General features: G+C 50.0%; 19 protein-coding genes. All 19 read right to left on the reverse strand.

What is annotated here, in order from left to right:
* Positions 1 to 686 precede the first annotated feature (686 nt).
* The 19 genes from SH451x_RS11245 to SH451x_RS11335 all read right to left on the reverse strand — a co-directional run bounded on the left by SH451x_RS11245 (position 687) and on the right by SH451x_RS11335 (position 14,159).
* Positions 687 to 1,250 carry a hypothetical protein gene (locus SH451x_RS11245; RefSeq protein WP_479362555.1) on the reverse strand — a complete coding sequence of 188 codons (564 nt, stop codon included), beginning with the start codon at positions 1,248 to 1,250 and terminating at the stop codon, positions 687 to 689.
* Between the two features lie 51 nt (positions 1,251 to 1,301).
* Entirely contained in the window at positions 1,302 to 1,847 is a 546-nt protein-coding gene (locus SH451x_RS11250; protein ID WP_479362556.1) for a hypothetical protein, read from the reverse strand.
* 236 nt (positions 1,848 to 2,083) lie between these two features.
* Positions 2,084 to 2,287: a zinc-ribbon domain containing protein gene (locus SH451x_RS11255; RefSeq protein WP_479362557.1), complete on the reverse strand. Its 204-nt coding sequence runs from the start codon at positions 2,285 to 2,287 to the stop codon at positions 2,084 to 2,086.
* An 11-nt stretch (positions 2,288 to 2,298) separates the two neighbouring features.
* A complete protein-coding gene (locus tag SH451x_RS11260) occupies positions 2,299 to 3,000 on the reverse strand; it encodes an acyl carrier protein (RefSeq protein WP_479362558.1) in 702 nt (233 codons plus the stop codon).
* Positions 3,001 to 3,071: 71 nt separating this feature from the next.
* Complete coding sequence (locus tag SH451x_RS11265; RefSeq protein WP_479362559.1) at positions 3,072 to 3,683, reverse strand: hypothetical protein; 612 nt, start codon at positions 3,681 to 3,683, stop codon at positions 3,072 to 3,074.
* 42 nt (positions 3,684 to 3,725) lie between these two features.
* On the reverse strand, positions 3,726 to 4,265 hold the full coding sequence (locus SH451x_RS11270) for a hypothetical protein (RefSeq protein WP_479362560.1): 540 nt from the start codon (positions 4,263 to 4,265) through the stop codon (positions 3,726 to 3,728).
* A gap of 96 nt (positions 4,266 to 4,361) precedes the next feature.
* Positions 4,362 to 4,739 (reverse strand): hypothetical protein, encoded by a 378-nt coding sequence (locus SH451x_RS11275; RefSeq protein ID WP_479362561.1) that lies wholly within the window; start codon positions 4,737 to 4,739, stop codon positions 4,362 to 4,364.
* Positions 4,740 to 4,882: 143 nt separating this feature from the next.
* Positions 4,883 to 5,296, reverse strand: a complete 414-nt coding sequence (locus SH451x_RS11280; RefSeq protein WP_479362562.1) for a hypothetical protein — start codon at positions 5,294 to 5,296, stop codon at positions 4,883 to 4,885.
* 222 nt (positions 5,297 to 5,518) lie between these two features.
* Positions 5,519 to 5,926, reverse strand: coding sequence for a hypothetical protein (locus SH451x_RS11285; RefSeq protein ID WP_479362563.1), 408 nt, complete (start codon positions 5,924 to 5,926; stop codon positions 5,519 to 5,521).
* Between the two features lie 236 nt (positions 5,927 to 6,162).
* A complete protein-coding gene (locus tag SH451x_RS11290) occupies positions 6,163 to 6,435 on the reverse strand; it encodes a hypothetical protein (RefSeq protein WP_479362564.1) in 273 nt (90 codons plus the stop codon).
* A gap of 944 nt (positions 6,436 to 7,379) precedes the next feature.
* Positions 7,380 to 7,751 carry a hypothetical protein gene (locus SH451x_RS11295; protein WP_479362565.1) on the reverse strand — a complete coding sequence of 124 codons (372 nt, stop codon included), beginning with the start codon at positions 7,749 to 7,751 and terminating at the stop codon, positions 7,380 to 7,382.
* A gap of 192 nt (positions 7,752 to 7,943) precedes the next feature.
* On the reverse strand, positions 7,944 to 8,429 hold the full coding sequence (locus tag SH451x_RS11300; RefSeq protein ID WP_479362566.1) for a hypothetical protein: 486 nt from the start codon (positions 8,427 to 8,429) through the stop codon (positions 7,944 to 7,946).
* Positions 8,430 to 9,179: 750 nt separating this feature from the next.
* Positions 9,180 to 9,572 (reverse strand): GNAT family N-acetyltransferase, encoded by a 393-nt coding sequence (locus SH451x_RS11305; RefSeq protein ID WP_479362567.1) that lies wholly within the window; start codon positions 9,570 to 9,572, stop codon positions 9,180 to 9,182.
* A gap of 177 nt (positions 9,573 to 9,749) precedes the next feature.
* A complete protein-coding gene (locus tag SH451x_RS11310) occupies positions 9,750 to 10,154 on the reverse strand; it encodes a hypothetical protein (protein ID WP_479362568.1) in 405 nt (134 codons plus the stop codon).
* A 125-nt stretch (positions 10,155 to 10,279) separates the two neighbouring features.
* On the reverse strand, positions 10,280 to 10,918 hold the full coding sequence (locus SH451x_RS11315; RefSeq protein ID WP_479362569.1) for a metal-dependent hydrolase: 639 nt from the start codon (positions 10,916 to 10,918) through the stop codon (positions 10,280 to 10,282).
* An 82-nt stretch (positions 10,919 to 11,000) separates the two neighbouring features.
* Positions 11,001 to 11,753 carry a hypothetical protein gene (locus SH451x_RS11320; RefSeq protein WP_479362570.1) on the reverse strand — a complete coding sequence of 251 codons (753 nt, stop codon included), beginning with the start codon at positions 11,751 to 11,753 and terminating at the stop codon, positions 11,001 to 11,003.
* A gap of 505 nt (positions 11,754 to 12,258) precedes the next feature.
* Positions 12,259 to 12,975, reverse strand: coding sequence for a hypothetical protein (locus SH451x_RS11325; protein WP_479362571.1), 717 nt, complete (start codon positions 12,973 to 12,975; stop codon positions 12,259 to 12,261).
* A 106-nt stretch (positions 12,976 to 13,081) separates the two neighbouring features.
* Positions 13,082 to 13,648, reverse strand: coding sequence for a hypothetical protein (locus SH451x_RS11330; RefSeq protein WP_479362572.1), 567 nt, complete (start codon positions 13,646 to 13,648; stop codon positions 13,082 to 13,084).
* Positions 13,649 to 13,748: 100 nt separating this feature from the next.
* Positions 13,749 to 14,159: a hypothetical protein gene (locus SH451x_RS11335; protein WP_479362573.1), complete on the reverse strand. Its 411-nt coding sequence runs from the start codon at positions 14,157 to 14,159 to the stop codon at positions 13,749 to 13,751.
* Positions 14,160 to 14,484: the final 325 nt, after the last annotated feature.

Here is a 14,484-nt window from a genome sequence, read left to right on the forward strand (position 1 = left end):
TTGCCAAGGTCAGACAAAGCGCAGACGACGGCTCAGGTACGGCTGTGATATTGATTGTCAGCGAGTCAGCGTTGGCGCCGCTTCCCCAAGTGTAAGTGAAAGTGCTGCCTTCTGTTGCAAGTCCAAGATTTGAAATCGTTCGATTGTTCCATGTTGTTCTGTTGGAAAGCTGCGTTCCCGACACATAGCCACCTGGCAAATACAGGCGATTATTGAAATCTGTTAAGCCGAAGTAGTCGCCACTGCTAGAACTGGGAATGTTATTGGTTCCAGTCCCTAGCCCGAAGTTTGAGGGGCCGATCAGGCCTCCGTAAAAACTAAATGGGACACCGGCAGTTCCGCCTCGAAAATTTCCTGCACTTGCATCAAGGTTGATTTGCTAGGCGGGTATGGTACTAAGAAAGCTTAAACCTGACAAGTTTACGGTGCCGGAGCCTGTGGCCACCACGTCATTTCCGACCTGGGCAAAATTTATGACGAGATCCGCGCGAGCAGCAGAACTAAATAGTGCGATTGCGATGATGCAACCCACGATATGGCCACAAGCATAACGATGGTTCCTTAGTGAAAATTGGTTAACTTTTTCAGTATACTCTGCAATGACGAACTACAGAAATCACGGAGTTGCGGCCAAAATACTAACCATCAGGAAACGACCGACCCGCGACTTGGGGTGAAACGCATTGTTATCCCTTCCGCGACGCTATGCTCATTCGTTTCAGCTGAACCTGCGTTAGGCTGGGCAAGGATCGGTAAATTTCCAGAGCTTCGTTCCATCGGCAGTGGCAAAATGCATTATCAGCGGCGATAGCATGATCTCGGAGCTTTTCGTATTCTTGAGCTTCCGCGCGCAAATTCGCAATCTTTAGGGGTATATTTTCAAAACCTTGCTGTATGTTCATCAAGTTTCGACGCAACAGGAGCGCCGAATAGGAAATTCGCCGTGCAAAATCCGTCTGGTCAGAATGTGCCCATGTCCATTGAATCGGATCGCGATTGCTTGGTTCTAAGACGCGTTCGATCTCGTCCAGAGCGATTCGTTGTCCGCCGCTATCAATTGCGACATAGTATTCGTAACGAGGTAGAAATGTGCCAATTTGGATTGCAATAGAACCCTGAGGTTGGGCATAGCCGATCGTGAACCAAGACGCCGATACATTTTGTGACGAAACAAAACCTTCTGTTTCGAGGAACGAGAATTCATTGAGTGCATGCACGCAAAGTAGCTTAGTATCGCGAGTGTCTGTCATTTGCAGATCTGAAAGGTATAACGCCCGCCGTAACCGGGCACGAACAGAAGACTATGATTTCAGTTGCCGCGTGGTTGATTGCTCCGGTTCACAGATTTGTTCTGCCAAGATTTCGTGACGGGTTTGAATCGCCCGCAAGTCCTTGACGTCGCACAATCCAATATAGTCGTACGTTTGCCGGTTGGAGTCAATTGGAAGCGACTGTAAGAGCGTCGGGACGCCATCGGGAAAGTCAATCACGGCGACTTGATGGTGTCCATGCTCTATTGATGGCAGTGCAATTCGTTCCCAGAAAACCCCGAACTGCAAAACAGCGGTGGTAGGCTCGATTGTCGATGGTTTCGTTGGATCAAACGCTATGTTCCATTTGGTATCGGACGGAATGTCAGCGTAAGGAAACAATACAACGAACGGGAGGCTCGTTGGAGGCAAGTTTGGTTCGATTAGCTGCAGAGGATCCGCGACGTCATCTCGGTCAGAAGCCTTGGCAACATGACAACGGACGCTCTCGCAGATGGCACGCCAAGCGTTGGCCGAGATGCGTTCGGCGACCATGAGGTAACGGTCATGATGTGGCGTTTCAGCTATTGCTCGCATGTTTCTGTTGCATAACGGCAGCGATCAGCGTGGCCGAAGAGTTGACTCAACGCACATCAAAACGGCTGATCGAGGGCTTCGTCTGCAACCCCTTGTTCTGATTTCGTTCTGACTTTGTTCTTTAAGTTGGACTGAGTCAATCCAATGATTGTCGATCGTTTGATTCAGCGTCTGCTTTCTTCGGAGCGGCTACCTGCTCTCGCTGCAGTGCTTTTAGCCTCACGGATCTTCAATCGTCATGCATGGCATCTTTTTGCAGTTGCGTAGAGCATGCCCTTGGCTTCTTCGAAGTACCACTTCTGCTGTGCGGCAGTCCAGGTTTCTTCCGTCCCGCATTCGACGCAAACAAAGTCTTTGTCAACATACCAAAGTGGTAGCGGATCGTAAGAGTTGTTGGGCACCTGTTTCGACAGGTCCGCAGCTATCGCACGTTCGGGCATGTTCGGGACGATCAATCGTACCCCAAGTCACGAACCAAATGTGCATCGGGGACAATCTTTTCACGGTCTACGCCGAGCTGTTCCATTAGTATCAGGCAAAGAATCGTCCATACATCGCGTGTACTGTAGGCATCGTGTCGGTTGGCGAGCTTTGATCCGTTACGAGCTAGCAGTTGTTCCGTCAGTCCTCGCAACGTTAGAAACGATGAGTCTGGCAACGTGGCAAATGGAACGGATAACAAAAAGTACAGACACAATGAGAATGAAAAGGCAAGCAAGGTGACAAAAACCGAGAGTCCGAATGTCAATGTGCCGTAGATCGACATGAAGCACACTATCGCAATTGCAGTGGCGACCGACCAACCGAGCCGCGTTATGGTTGAAGGCCGACGCAGGGCTGGAAACCGCAGATTCAGATCACTCGCCATTCGATCCCATGTCCGGCGGCGCTGCGAGTAAGGCAAGAGGTCTGTTAAAGGCGTAGAAGGTGCAATGCGTATTGCAGTTTCGCCTCCAGCAACATGAAGCCGAATATATCGTCGCAACTCGTAGAACGTACGAGCCGAAAGGCAGACATTGGGATTACGTGTTTTGCCTGCGCTGGCAACCAGTACCGCAGCGTATAAATCACCGACGGTAATGATGTTCACCGCCTGATCATCAGCAATCGAGATGCCAAAGGCTTCTTCGATTTCGAGCACTAATTCACACATCGACTAAAGCTCGCAGCAAGGTTCGGTTTGGGTCGGATAACGGCAGCAATCACCCAGATTCCGCCAAAAAACTATGATTCAAATTCGCGGCCGACCGGCGACTTGGGTGGATCGCTTTGTTCTGTCGCGATTTGTTGAGGTGGCGTCAATTCAACCGCCATAGCCCAGTCTCGATTGTATCGTGGGCGCATCTGAAGCACACCTGTCGGCGCAAGATTTCGATTGCAAACGGCGGGACGTCCGTAGCTATCGAGCGTTCCAATCCGAAATACAGTTTTAGCAAAGTATGTGTCGTCGTTTGGATCCAGCTCCAAATCGATCTCGAAGGGGGCAATTCCAAGTGAATCGATCCAAGTCACACCAAGCAGTGTAAATCGGTCGGGAGCGGTCTGGGCAATATCAAGGTGGACGACGCCATCAGACCACCATCCACAAAGATTCTTGGGGCCGTAAGGAATGCACGCGCAAATATAGAATTCGAGCAAGATACAAATTTCTTGAAAGAGGGTGCGATCTCCGTCGACGATGACATCTGGAGTCACGCGCCAGGTACGTAAGCAACGGAGCAGGCGAGTTTCAATCAGAGGACATTCGTTGCGCTCATTGGTATCATCGTTGATGGTCAATTTTTCCTCTAGCGACAGTACGGCACTCGTCACCGAGTCGCGACGGTTGCGTTTCATTGCCACAGAGCACCGTCCGCAGCTTTCGTGCACTTGATTGTTCTATCGCTCCAGTTTGCGATTGGGAAGAGTCAAGACGTAGCTCAGTTTGGTTTCTTTTGCACCATTGACAAGGCGGTAAATCTCGTACCGCACTTTTCTTCCTTCGTAGGATTTTAACGGGTAGAGCATTCCTCTTGGATAGGCGATCGTAACCGATGACGTAAAAAAACCTTTCGTACTAGAATGGGTGACACGAGCAGAATCGGGACTTGGTTTCTTCACCTTGTCATCCCAAAGGTCGTGTCCTGACTTCACGTCAACAACATGCATTGACCACTCCTCACCGCTCTTAGCGCCGCCTACTTGTTTATCGTCTGTCTTCTCCGTGTGAGAAGCGATCAAAAGATCACCGTCACTATCAACGGATATTGCTGTGAAAAGTCCATCGTCGTCGCTAGCGTATACCAACGTAAAGCCCTTTGTCTCGATGATGTGAAGCCAGTTGAGCAGAGATTCTGGAACCAGCTCCTGATGGTCCTGCGCTGCTGCAGGTACAAAAAGAAGTGAAACAAGGCACAAGAAAAACACTGCAAACTTCATAGCAATCTCGATAGAACGACGGCGGTAACCGAGTCGCCGCCAGTACACATTGACTTCAAAAAAACGCCATGTCGGCGGCTTTGGTTCACCGCTTGGTTATCCGCCTGTTTGGGAACGAGCACGGGCTGAAGCGTCGTTGAATTCAGCGGGTGAGTTAGTGACTAGACGCAACGTCAGAGCAGCACCCGCAATTGCGCAAAGCGACCCGACCAGCTGTGCGACAAGTGAAACGGAACGCAATGCAGGATGGAAACCAATTTGAACTGAACCGTTCGGCATCTGAGTTTGCGTCCCAAAAGTATTTATCGCGAGTTCGTTCCCGTAGAACCCGATCAGGGTAGAAATTGCCGATATTAGAAATAGCATTGACCATGCTGCAGGGCGACGTCGAAACGCAATCATAGCAGCGATGGCAAGCGAAAGGAGCATCGCAGGACCGAGCCATTGTTGTGCAGAGAAGATGATGTAGAGCATGTCGTTTCTGATTTTAATGCCGCTAACGTCTTGTCGGATAACACCCGCGATAACCGACCCGCGGGATTTGATTTTCCATTCCGAATCCGCCCGGTTCTGCGGTCTCGGTTGATCGCAAAGTTATTTGGCGTTATTCGTTGCTTTTACTCTATGCCGCCAGTTGACTTGTCGGCTACAAGTTTCACAGTTGATGTTCTGGGAATAAAGTATACGCCAACCATCGCCAAGATTGTCGAGACAGCACTACCGTAAATTTGCCAATCGTATCCGAGAAGTGGTAGTTGGAGAATTCTACGTATGTGCGATTCGGAGGTTTCTGCGACGACCGGTTGGAGGCTGAATCCAAGCATCCAACCAATTCCAGCATACAAGGCAATCTTTGCAAATTGGCGAGGGTTTATAGCGCTGGATAATCTGACAGCAATCGGTGGGATAATCGCGGCAGTTAGCATTCCAAGTAATGGCCCATCAAATCTGAGCATCAGCAATAGGCCGAGCATTGAAGCGACAACACATCCCAAAAGGCATGCGATCAAGTTGCTGATTCGAGTCGCCATTTTGGTTGTGTAGCCGGATAATGACCGTGATCACCTCGCCGCGACGAGAGATCTACCATTTCAAAACGCCTCAATTCGCGGCTGAGGTGCATGGCTCGGTTATTTGCAGTTTTTGGAAGCCTCATGGCATGCTCCTGTGTAGAACGTTACGCATCAGCCGGCCGGCGCTATGCGCGTTGATTTCAGAACCGACCCCACCGCCGGCTCCGTTGGATGCGGTTGTTATCTGGAAATGCGCGCCATTGGAGGCCAGCCAACAATCCCTGGATGGCTTAGCCAAATAAGATCGGGCTGGCTGCCGTCTTTCGAGGCGTAACCAATCGCATACGAAACGCCGTCTGGGTAACAGCTAACGAAAAGGCCACATTCAGTATAGTAACAATCATAAAAGCCAGCCGCGCCATCTCCATCGATATTGGGTAAAACTCCCAATCGCTCGGATATTAAGTTTGAATGATCGCCAAGCTGGAAAAAGTCCGCCAGCTGCTCGAGTTTTTCTGAATTGGACGTATCTTGAACTAGTATTCGACGGACCTGCACGGTCGGGTGAGCACGCGGGCGAAGCAAGGACGCACAGATGGCGACCAACAACGTTAGTGTTAGAAGTGCACGTAACGAGTATCGTCTCATTCGGTTGGCCACGCCTAGTTCAAATATCTCGAATTGTTTAAGCGGGATAACGACCAAGATCACCGAGTTCGCGCCAAGTCACCCAATAATTAAACTGCGGCTGATCGCGAACTTCGGTGCACCGCTTTGTTCGCCGATTCGCTGCAGATGTTGTTGGCATTCAACAAATCATCGATCCTTTAGTTATACCGTCCGCAATGCGAAAAGCAAAACATCGGGTATAGTTCCGTGACATTTCATTCGGAAATTGCAATAAACAATACCATCAGGAACGCCGCCGTCGCCATCAGCCCGTAACCTAACAGGTAAGTGGATCGCATTCTGCGAGTCATCAACGTTGGTCCAAATGAGAAGGTATTGCCGTTTTGAATTACTGACAGCTTAGCGATTGCAAACAAAAGAATGCCCGTTATGGACATTCCAATTGTTGCGAAGCCGACAAATTCGGGATCGGACAAAACGAGATCTCGGTAGGCAATGAGGAATGGCATAGAGGCGAAGCAGAGCATAGTCGTAAAGACACGTTGGCTCGAATGGAATCGCGTAATGATGGAGCGTACCGCTCGCATCGCGTTTTTGAAACCAAAGTGACATGTTATTCTCCGTCGCGCGACATGAACTTGAATTCGGCGAACGTTTGTGTTCACCGAGTCGCTGCCAGTGAACAATGATTTCAAAAAAACGCGTGAACTGCGACTTCGGGTGAGTAGAGCGGGCTCTCTCTTTCAAGTTTAGCATAAAGCTTAGACTCAATCGATTGAGCGTCGCCCCCTCCCAGAACCGGAGGTGCGCAGTTAACGCATCCGGCTCACCACGACGGCTGTCCCGTGTTGACGAGTCAACACGTTCTGCAATCAAGTCGACTTAGCATCCCGATTCCGGTGCTGTGTCCAGAGGATGTTCGACACCGATTGCCTCCATCGCTCAGCCGCCTTCCCTCGACCAGAGTTACCCGGCTTCGTCGGTACTATGCAGCCTTCCGACTTCCCATTATCGTTTGATTACCTCTCCTCTTCAGATTGGTTGCTCATACTCCACGCTCGACATTTCGACCGTCAAGAATGATGGGATCTCACTGGTTGCCTTGAAAACAAATTGTGTAACGCGAACGGGCCGTCGACTACGAGCCTTCGACTACTGGCCTTTCACCGTCACTTGCCTTATCCCAACGAAGAAAAATGCCTTCAGGGATGCACACCCCTTGGGCAGGATCCGACAGGAAACAATGTTTTCGGAGCTCAATATCGTTCATGGTTCGACAGCCAGTCGATACCTTTCGTCCTCGCTACCTTTCTGCCAGAGAAGCTTCACTGGGCTTCAACGTCGCAGTTACCAGACACGCTGCAACACTTGATATTGCGCCTCTGGCTAAGAGCTACTCAGGTGCGAATCGCACCCACTTGCTTTCAAACCGTTTCCAGTACGCACGTGCATCCGTTTGTTCGCCAAGTGTTCAGTATTCCCAATCCCACGCGTAGCGTTCCCAAGCGACTGTGCGAATATCGTCAATCGCAGTCGAATCTATGCCAAAATCACTCTGATACCAAACAATTGTAAGTGAGGAAGCATCTTTGGCCATATCGCGCGCCGGGGAAATGGATTGAAATTCTGCGATGCATTCAACTTTTGGAAGCCATTCTTCTATATACCGCACGTCGAACTCACTCATTTCTTCAAGTTCAATCCGCTTGGGTGGTATCAGAATAGCAGGTCCAAGCCCGCCCAACATTCGCGTTGCTCGTTCCAACGCCTCAGCGATAAGTCTGTCGTTCCACTTCGGACTCGGCGATCCTTCCAACAGTCCTGCGTATGTTCTTGATTGCATGAGTCGATTTAGTGTGATCTCACGCCCTGAGAAAAGTCTCAAGATGCAGCTGCATTCGTATGAGTCATCGAATTCTAGCACGAGTTTTTCTTTGTTGGCGAACGGTGGGCATAACCTGGTCGCCGGGTTTGTGATGTTTCAAAGTTTGGCATGCTCGGCGACTCGGAGTTCATGCCATGGTTCTGCACGTATCTATGCGTACGCAAGTGCAAAATAGAGTACTGGTCCGATCGCGACCTGTTGCAACAGACTGTTTCTAATACAACCAGCGACCGAAACGTCCTCGCCCAGGTCTTTTCGATTCAAGTATGCAAGAGTCTGCAATGCAGTTAGAGCAATAAGCAACAGATTGGTAAAACAGGATAGTATCGGGAAGGGTGCAAACCGAAAAAGAGAGTATCGGAATATTCCGTCACTGAAACCGAGTGAACTCTCCATGATGCTAACCGCGGATGCGAGCGGAAGAAAAAGCCATATACATAATGCTCGCAAAAGATCCAACCACAGTTCGTCGCGTTTCCAAAGTGCACAATACAACCAAACCGCAATGATTGCGCCAGATGAAACGTAGAGAGAAAGCATTGAATCCGGAGCGTCCAAGGTGAAATGGCGAACCAGTCCGATTGCAACGCTAAGAGCGAAGGCAAGAATTAGAAAACAGAACAGGTTCACTCGCATTTGCTGCCTGAGATTTTAGTGCAGAACGGCGGCCGTCACCGGGCCGGGAGGAAAAAGTAACCACTACCCAAACGGAATCTCTCAGATCCGGTGCACGGCTTTGTTAACCGCCGTCTTGGATCGAGCATCGGGCATGTCGGATACACGCCTGCAATAAACGAAGCGTAGCGGACCGAACGAACTCGAGCAACAATCGCCCGAGTTGCAATCACGGAAATTGGGTCCATGCAGTGTGTTGTACCAAAGCCAGGAATACGGCAACGGGAATTGTGAGGAGCAACCAGCGTTACCGGGGATGCGTCAGCAGCATCAACGCGGCAATCACGGATATCGCTGTGTTGGTGGCATGCAACCAAAGAAACGAACTGGTTGGTGGAGGGTTTATGCGGGATACGGTGAACGCAGGGAGCTAATGCGTCAATAGAACAACCAAAGTGGAAGCAAGCCAGACTGACCAAGTCGTCCGTCGTTGGGTGGCGTCTGGCGCAACGGGTGGTGACGATGCGGGTGAGTATGGGTTCACGTTTTGGTAGGTGTATTACAGGCCATGCGCACAATCGGATAACGCACAAGTTCACCGCGTTCGCGACAAGTGACTCAATTTTTGGAAAGCAGCCGATCGCGAACTTTGGTGGACCGCTTTGTTCGTTGCGATTGCTAGGGCTCCCGTAGCCATTTGCGCATTCTGACACTAGGAAGGTCGAAACCGTTCGGATGATTGTATGGTACCTTCCCGAGTGATTCAAATCCTCAACGTTCGTAAAATGACACTGCGTTCAGAGTCGAAGAAAGGTGCAGTTTCTCGATATTTCGGTCCTTGGCCATGTTCTCGAATCTCTCGGCTATCATTGCCCCAAACCCTCGTCTGTGCCAATTGGGTGAGACAAACAGGGCCGCGATGTATGACACAGCAAGGTTTGCGAATCCCCAACCCACTATTTCCGAATCATATTCGCAAACGATAGCGTCAATTGCATCGAACGCATCGGCAAAGTCGTCCGGTTTTGTTACGTTCGCCCATTGTCGCGTCGTTTCGGTCGGATAGAACGCATCGGAAACAGAGAGAATCGCAGCGGTTCTCACTCGCCACATCGCGTCTGCATCATCGATTGTCGGTTGCCTAAGCGTTGCTTCCTTCATCATCGTCCTAGCAATGAACGACCGCGTTCACCGAGTGCAAGCGATAGCCCTAAATTCAAAAAAAGGCCCATTCGAGCACTTCGGTGCAACGCATTGTTCTGCGATGGTTGTGGTTGAATTGTCTGAAGTCGAGTTTTGACAGCAGTCGTCAAATTGCATCCCATTGTGCAAGATCGGCACTCATTGTAACGCATAATCTCGTAACATGTTCTGCGCATCAATTCTGGAGTAGAAAAGCGATTCGTTTTGTCCTCCAAGAAATAGCTCGTGGCCGGATGCGTGCACCCAAAACATGGAGAAAGATTTGCCGTCAGAATTGTATTGCCAACTCCAGACGTCACGAACCGACGAACCCTCGTCTCCCCACGGCAATGAGTCCAGCGACAATTCAGCTAGTGATCTGGGATAATTGTCGTGTTGCTTGAAGTATGTCAAAAGTTCACCAGCAATTATGTTTCGGACAGACATCATTTTCGAGACGTCGCGCATCGGCTGCCCGTGATTGTAATCGATGTATTTGTGAACAGCGAAACAAGCCCCTGAAAGGGTTGCTGTACAAATCGCAATAATGCTGATGTTTCGCATTCGCAGAACGCCAATGTTGACCGAGCTCCCGCCAACCAGGCTTCCTTTTCGAAACGGACCGTTGGGGGCTTCGGTCCAACATTTTGTTACGTGTCGTTCATTGATTGCCGCAACGAAGGGCGGATCTAGAGAGTTAATGTACCTCGAATCAAGCCACGAACAATGAGGTACCCGCTAAGCGTTCCGATTGTCAGGCAGGACGTTTGTGATATTTGAGCGTTTCGTTTGGCGATCGCAATAATACCAGCCATCAAAATAACGGTTGGACCGATGTCACCCCATGGGATCAATGGGTATACGTATGCGGCATTGGAAAATGGCCACCACGGTTGAACTGCCCAGTCAGATAGACCGTTACCCCCAGAGACAACCATATCACATGGTAAATGCAAAAGCTGAGCACACATTCCGATCAAAGCGAACACAAAACCACCAATAAGCCATGCCGTGTCTTGATGGGCCGCGACAATAGCAGTCTTAGGAAAAGTTCTTTGCAACCAAATTGCGACGCGACCTATCCAATCCCAACGAACCTGGATGAATCCAATGAGCAATGATGTGAGAAGAATGGACAATACACAGTGCCCCCAAACTCGGTGCCCGCTTTCGAATCGTTGCATGTCAAACAGCATTGGAATTCCATCCCAATCGGGAATGTTCGACGCGACCCCCGCCATCGCAACTCCACGCCAACCAACGACGCGGTGAATCCCCGTGGCAAACGCGAAGTGAATTCCGACCAACGTATGCTCAGGAGATGTCATTGATGTTCATCGCGAAGTACATAGCATCGATTTCGACACGTAACGCCACCGATAACCCAGCGGCGGCCAAAAAATGTTGATTTCAGGAAGCGGTTGATCCGCCGCTTGGGTTCAACGGTTTGTTCGTCGCTTCCGGTTTTGTTACGGCGTTTCTCGGATGTATGAACTCGCAATGATCGAGAAGTTGTTCCAGCCGATCGTCAACGACGACGTCAGGTTTTGGCAGAAAGCAAACGAAGCAATCCGCGATACCCAGTTTAATCGCCACATCGCGAGAATACTGAGCACCACCGCGACTCCAGCAATATAGCACATTGCCTGCATTGAACATATCGCGAACGTATCGAATAGCATTCGGTATCGGGATCTGTTTTGCCCCAAATGATCGAATCAGAGTATCGTCGACATCTACGAAAACCACAGATTCTTTCTTTGGTTCTGGATTGTTCATTGTGTGATCAAGAATTTCCGTGATCCTCCCAGCAGCAATATTTTTCCCGCCCTCCGCCAGTGTAAACGAAGAGCCTAGTTGAAGTCGCGATTTTTGTGATTCAGGACGATAGAACGACAGCAGTGCGTCTGTTGAGTCGCCCGGTTCAATCCAAATATCTCCCGGTATGGTGATGGAAACATCGTTGTCTTGTCCGCGATATCGAAACTGCGATCGGTAGCCAGTTGTAAACGCTTCGCGCCGCCCGTAAAGGACGGTTGGAGTTGTCAGCAATTTGATACGTAGGTGAGGTTCCATGGTGTTGCGACGAACGTCAATGTTGACCGAGTCCCCGCCAACACGGCTTCCATTTCGAAACGGACCGTCGGGGGTTCGGTCCAACATTTTGTTACCCCGCAACGACGGCCACATCGGAGACGATCAAATATAAATTATAGAGACTTTTTAAGGCCACGGCGAATTATCGCCTCAATCTCCGTCGTCTTCGCTAATTGGATACAAAACCTCGATTCCGATCGGACGTCCGTCGTGATCGAAGTCCAAATTCAGCTTCGGCCCAACGTAGTCGTCACCAAGAAGCTGGTGAATCGCGACCGTCCGACCGACACATCCTCGAGAATTACTCAGTGGAAAAGTCGGAAGCTCGAAATATGCCGCGTTGCAACAGTCATCGAAAACACGTACTCTGAAGTGAGTTGGTTGTGGTGTAAGGATTTGTTCGTGTTCAGGCATCATCAAGTGAAGCGAAATGTAGATGGGCGTTGCAAATTGTTAACAATCTTACTTCGACGAACGCTACGGATCACCAAGTCGGCGCTATGATCTCTCCATTGTAAAAACGCACCGTTCGCCGACTTGGGTACATCCGCTTGATCGCCAATTCGTTGCGCTACCAGAATTTCCACCAAGGTTTAGCCGGTGATTTCGTTTGCGGGGTCGGTGTCTCCGGCCGAAGTATTGGAGTGTCTGCGGTCCCAGACGGTGGCCTCTGCCGGCGGATTTTCAAGTAGAAGGTTTCCCCGGTAGGAGTGCCAGAGTCATCGAGCGGGTAAATGAATCCAAGTCGTCGCATAAAGTCGGTAAGTTGCCAATCGACGCCAATTGCGAAGTCATCGTCATCATACGATTTCTGGTCGGCCGCGAGAATGTCTTCTGTCCATAGAACGAAGTATCGCTCGATTGATCTTGCAGCGAGCCCAGGAACAAGGGAGACAACCGACAGTGCGTTTCCGGCCCAACGTTTGCGTTCTTCGTCGTCAACTTGTTCCCAATAGTCAGGAATCGGATTGAACCACGCGACTTCGTTACCGCCGCTGAAGGCGGTAAACATCCAGAGATCGCCGTCATGGATGTGAAACGAAAATACGGGCGTCTTCATCTCGACGGACAGGAACTTCGAAAGGTCGTCCCAGTCCGAAAACCCGTCAGGATAGAGAATGGTAGTTGTCGTCGAGGATGAAAGGATTACGCCGATATTGCGGTCATTCGTCGTCCCCGCGCGAGGTTCGAACATACCACCGGAGCTTGCGACGTACAAAGCAACAGCTTTCCGAACGGCAGCGCCGTCCGGCGAAAGTATTCCGGAAGCTGATAGGAATAGACCCATGTGATTATGTTTGGCGAACGACTCCGTTCACCCAGCCCGCGCGATGAATGTCTCCAGTTCAAAAGCACTCGATCGCGGGCTTGGGTGCAACGGTTGGTTCGTCCGATTACGGGAGTTTCACGCGTCTTAGCTCGATCTTAAATCGATCGTCAAAGATCTTGTCAATCGGAGCGTCTTTGAGAACACCAAGGAAGTTTCCATCATTTTCAGCCACGTAAACGAATGACTCCTCTGAATTCTCGTATTTGACCAATCTGCCGTCAATCTTACCTTCGGCGACCATTTGTTTGATATTGTCGCCATTTGGAAACAGGAGAGTAATCTTATCCGTGCCGTCACGACGCATCAGCATGAAACCGTATCCGGCCTCCGATTCGATTTTCGTCTTGATTCGTACGCATAGCATATCACGATCACCAATACGTGTCGGGACCGCAAGGGAATCCATGAGTTCAAATTGGTCGTCCGCTCGTCGTGAAATAGATCCGATTAACAGATCGCCTTTGGCGGTCAATTCTGCACGCCATAGTTCTTTGTCTCGGTCAGAACACCACCATCCAACAAGTTCCTGCGTATGCACCTTGGTCCATCGAGTTCCAGGTATGTCGCGAACACGTACGACGGTGCATCCACACATGAGAATGGCCATCATGAAGTAAGCTATAGTACGCATGATGATCCTTGTAAGGACGAACGCCCCGCATCACCGCGGTCGCGGCAGTGATGCTTGATTTGTAAAAACGGCCGACCCGCGACTCCGGGGCATGCGATTGTTAAGTCCTTGTCTTCGTTTTTGTACTCCACTTTTCTCTTGCATCTAGCACCTTCGGTTCAAGGGGAAACGATTGCATTAGATTTTCAAGGTCTATTCTCGATGAAATACCGATTCGTATTATACGCCGTTTGCATTTTGGTGTGAACGCAATTTTGATTCGTTTTACTGATTCTGAAAATACCGTAACCTGAATCCAAACAATCGAATTGCTCTTAATTTCAAATCCATGTTGGCCATGAACGTACTGAACTCGATCGTTTCGGATAGTTACGAATGGAGGTATCAACATGAGAATTGCCATCTGAGCGACCACGGCGAGGAGCAGTCCAGGTATCGCAAAAAGCATCGGCCAGAGGTTTGGTAAAGCTAGATTCGGTATTGCAAGCTTGAGAGCCAAGACAATCGTCATACACACAATTGCCGAAGCGAACACAACGCGAACGAGTGATTGTATATTTAGTATCCGGCGAAGGCCTCGCCACATTCGCGGCGCGTACGACCAGCGTGGAACAGCCCAACGTACTTTCGAGTTTCTTGTTCCGATATGCATTCCACCTTTAGGACGTAACGCTGGCGATCACGCAGACGCCGCCAAGAAACTATGATTCAAATTCGCGGCCGACCGGCGACTTGCGTGCATCGTTTGGTTCGTCCTGTTGTCACTGGATTCAGAAACAAGCGTCGTTTTCATCCAATTCTATCTCGTTACGGGTTCTTTGTGGACGAATCACTTG

The organism is Njordella aestuarii (assembly GCF_056494165.1).

What these genes read in the sequence shown, in the direction of transcription:
- SH451x_RS11265 (WP_479362559.1), bottom strand. Translation starts at nt 3,683, where the DNA reads ATGAAACGCAACCGTCGCGACTCGGTGACGAGTGCCGTACTGTCGCTA.
- SH451x_RS11295 (WP_479362565.1), bottom strand. Translation starts at nt 7,751, where the DNA reads ATGCAATCAAGAACATACGCAGGACTGTTGGAAGGATCGCCGAGTCCG.
- SH451x_RS11285 (WP_479362563.1), bottom strand. Translation starts at nt 5,926, where the DNA reads ATGAGACGATACTCGTTACGTGCACTTCTAACACTAACGTTGTTGGTC.
- SH451x_RS11330 (WP_479362572.1), bottom strand. Translation starts at nt 13,648, where the DNA reads ATGCGTACTATAGCTTACTTCATGATGGCCATTCTCATGTGTGGATGC.
- SH451x_RS11280 (WP_479362562.1), bottom strand. Translation starts at nt 5,296, where the DNA reads ATGGCGACTCGAATCAGCAACTTGATCGCATGCCTTTTGGGATGTGTT.
- SH451x_RS11275 (WP_479362561.1), bottom strand. Translation starts at nt 4,739, where the DNA reads ATGCTCTACATCATCTTCTCTGCACAACAATGGCTCGGTCCTGCGATG.
- SH451x_RS11305 (WP_479362567.1), bottom strand. Translation starts at nt 9,572, where the DNA reads ATGATGAAGGAAGCAACGCTTAGGCAACCGACAATCGATGATGCAGAC.
- SH451x_RS11320 (WP_479362570.1), bottom strand. Translation starts at nt 11,753, where the DNA reads ATGTTGGACCGAACCCCCGACGGTCCGTTTCGAAATGGAAGCCGTGTT.
- SH451x_RS11245 (WP_479362555.1), bottom strand. Translation starts at nt 1,250, where the DNA reads ATGACAGACACTCGCGATACTAAGCTACTTTGCGTGCATGCACTCAAT.
- SH451x_RS11315 (WP_479362569.1), bottom strand. Translation starts at nt 10,918, where the DNA reads ATGACATCTCCTGAGCATACGTTGGTCGGAATTCACTTCGCGTTTGCC.
- SH451x_RS11260 (WP_479362558.1), bottom strand. Translation starts at nt 3,000, where the DNA reads ATGTGTGAATTAGTGCTCGAAATCGAAGAAGCCTTTGGCATCTCGATT.
- SH451x_RS11325 (WP_479362571.1), bottom strand. Translation starts at nt 12,975, where the DNA reads ATGGGTCTATTCCTATCAGCTTCCGGAATACTTTCGCCGGACGGCGCT.
- SH451x_RS11290 (WP_479362564.1), bottom strand. Translation starts at nt 6,435, where the DNA reads ATGCTCTGCTTCGCCTCTATGCCATTCCTCATTGCCTACCGAGATCTC.
- SH451x_RS11310 (WP_479362568.1), bottom strand. Translation starts at nt 10,154, where the DNA reads ATGCGAAACATCAGCATTATTGCGATTTGTACAGCAACCCTTTCAGGG.
- SH451x_RS11250 (WP_479362556.1), bottom strand. Translation starts at nt 1,847, where the DNA reads ATGCGAGCAATAGCTGAAACGCCACATCATGACCGTTACCTCATGGTC.
- SH451x_RS11335 (WP_479362573.1), bottom strand. Translation starts at nt 14,159, where the DNA reads ATGACGATTGTCTTGGCTCTCAAGCTTGCAATACCGAATCTAGCTTTA.
- SH451x_RS11300 (WP_479362566.1), bottom strand. Translation starts at nt 8,429, where the DNA reads ATGCGAGTGAACCTGTTCTGTTTTCTAATTCTTGCCTTCGCTCTTAGC.
- SH451x_RS11270 (WP_479362560.1), bottom strand. Translation starts at nt 4,265, where the DNA reads ATGAAGTTTGCAGTGTTTTTCTTGTGCCTTGTTTCACTTCTTTTTGTA.
- SH451x_RS11255 (WP_479362557.1), bottom strand. Translation starts at nt 2,287, where the DNA reads ATGCCCGAACGTGCGATAGCTGCGGACCTGTCGAAACAGGTGCCCAAC.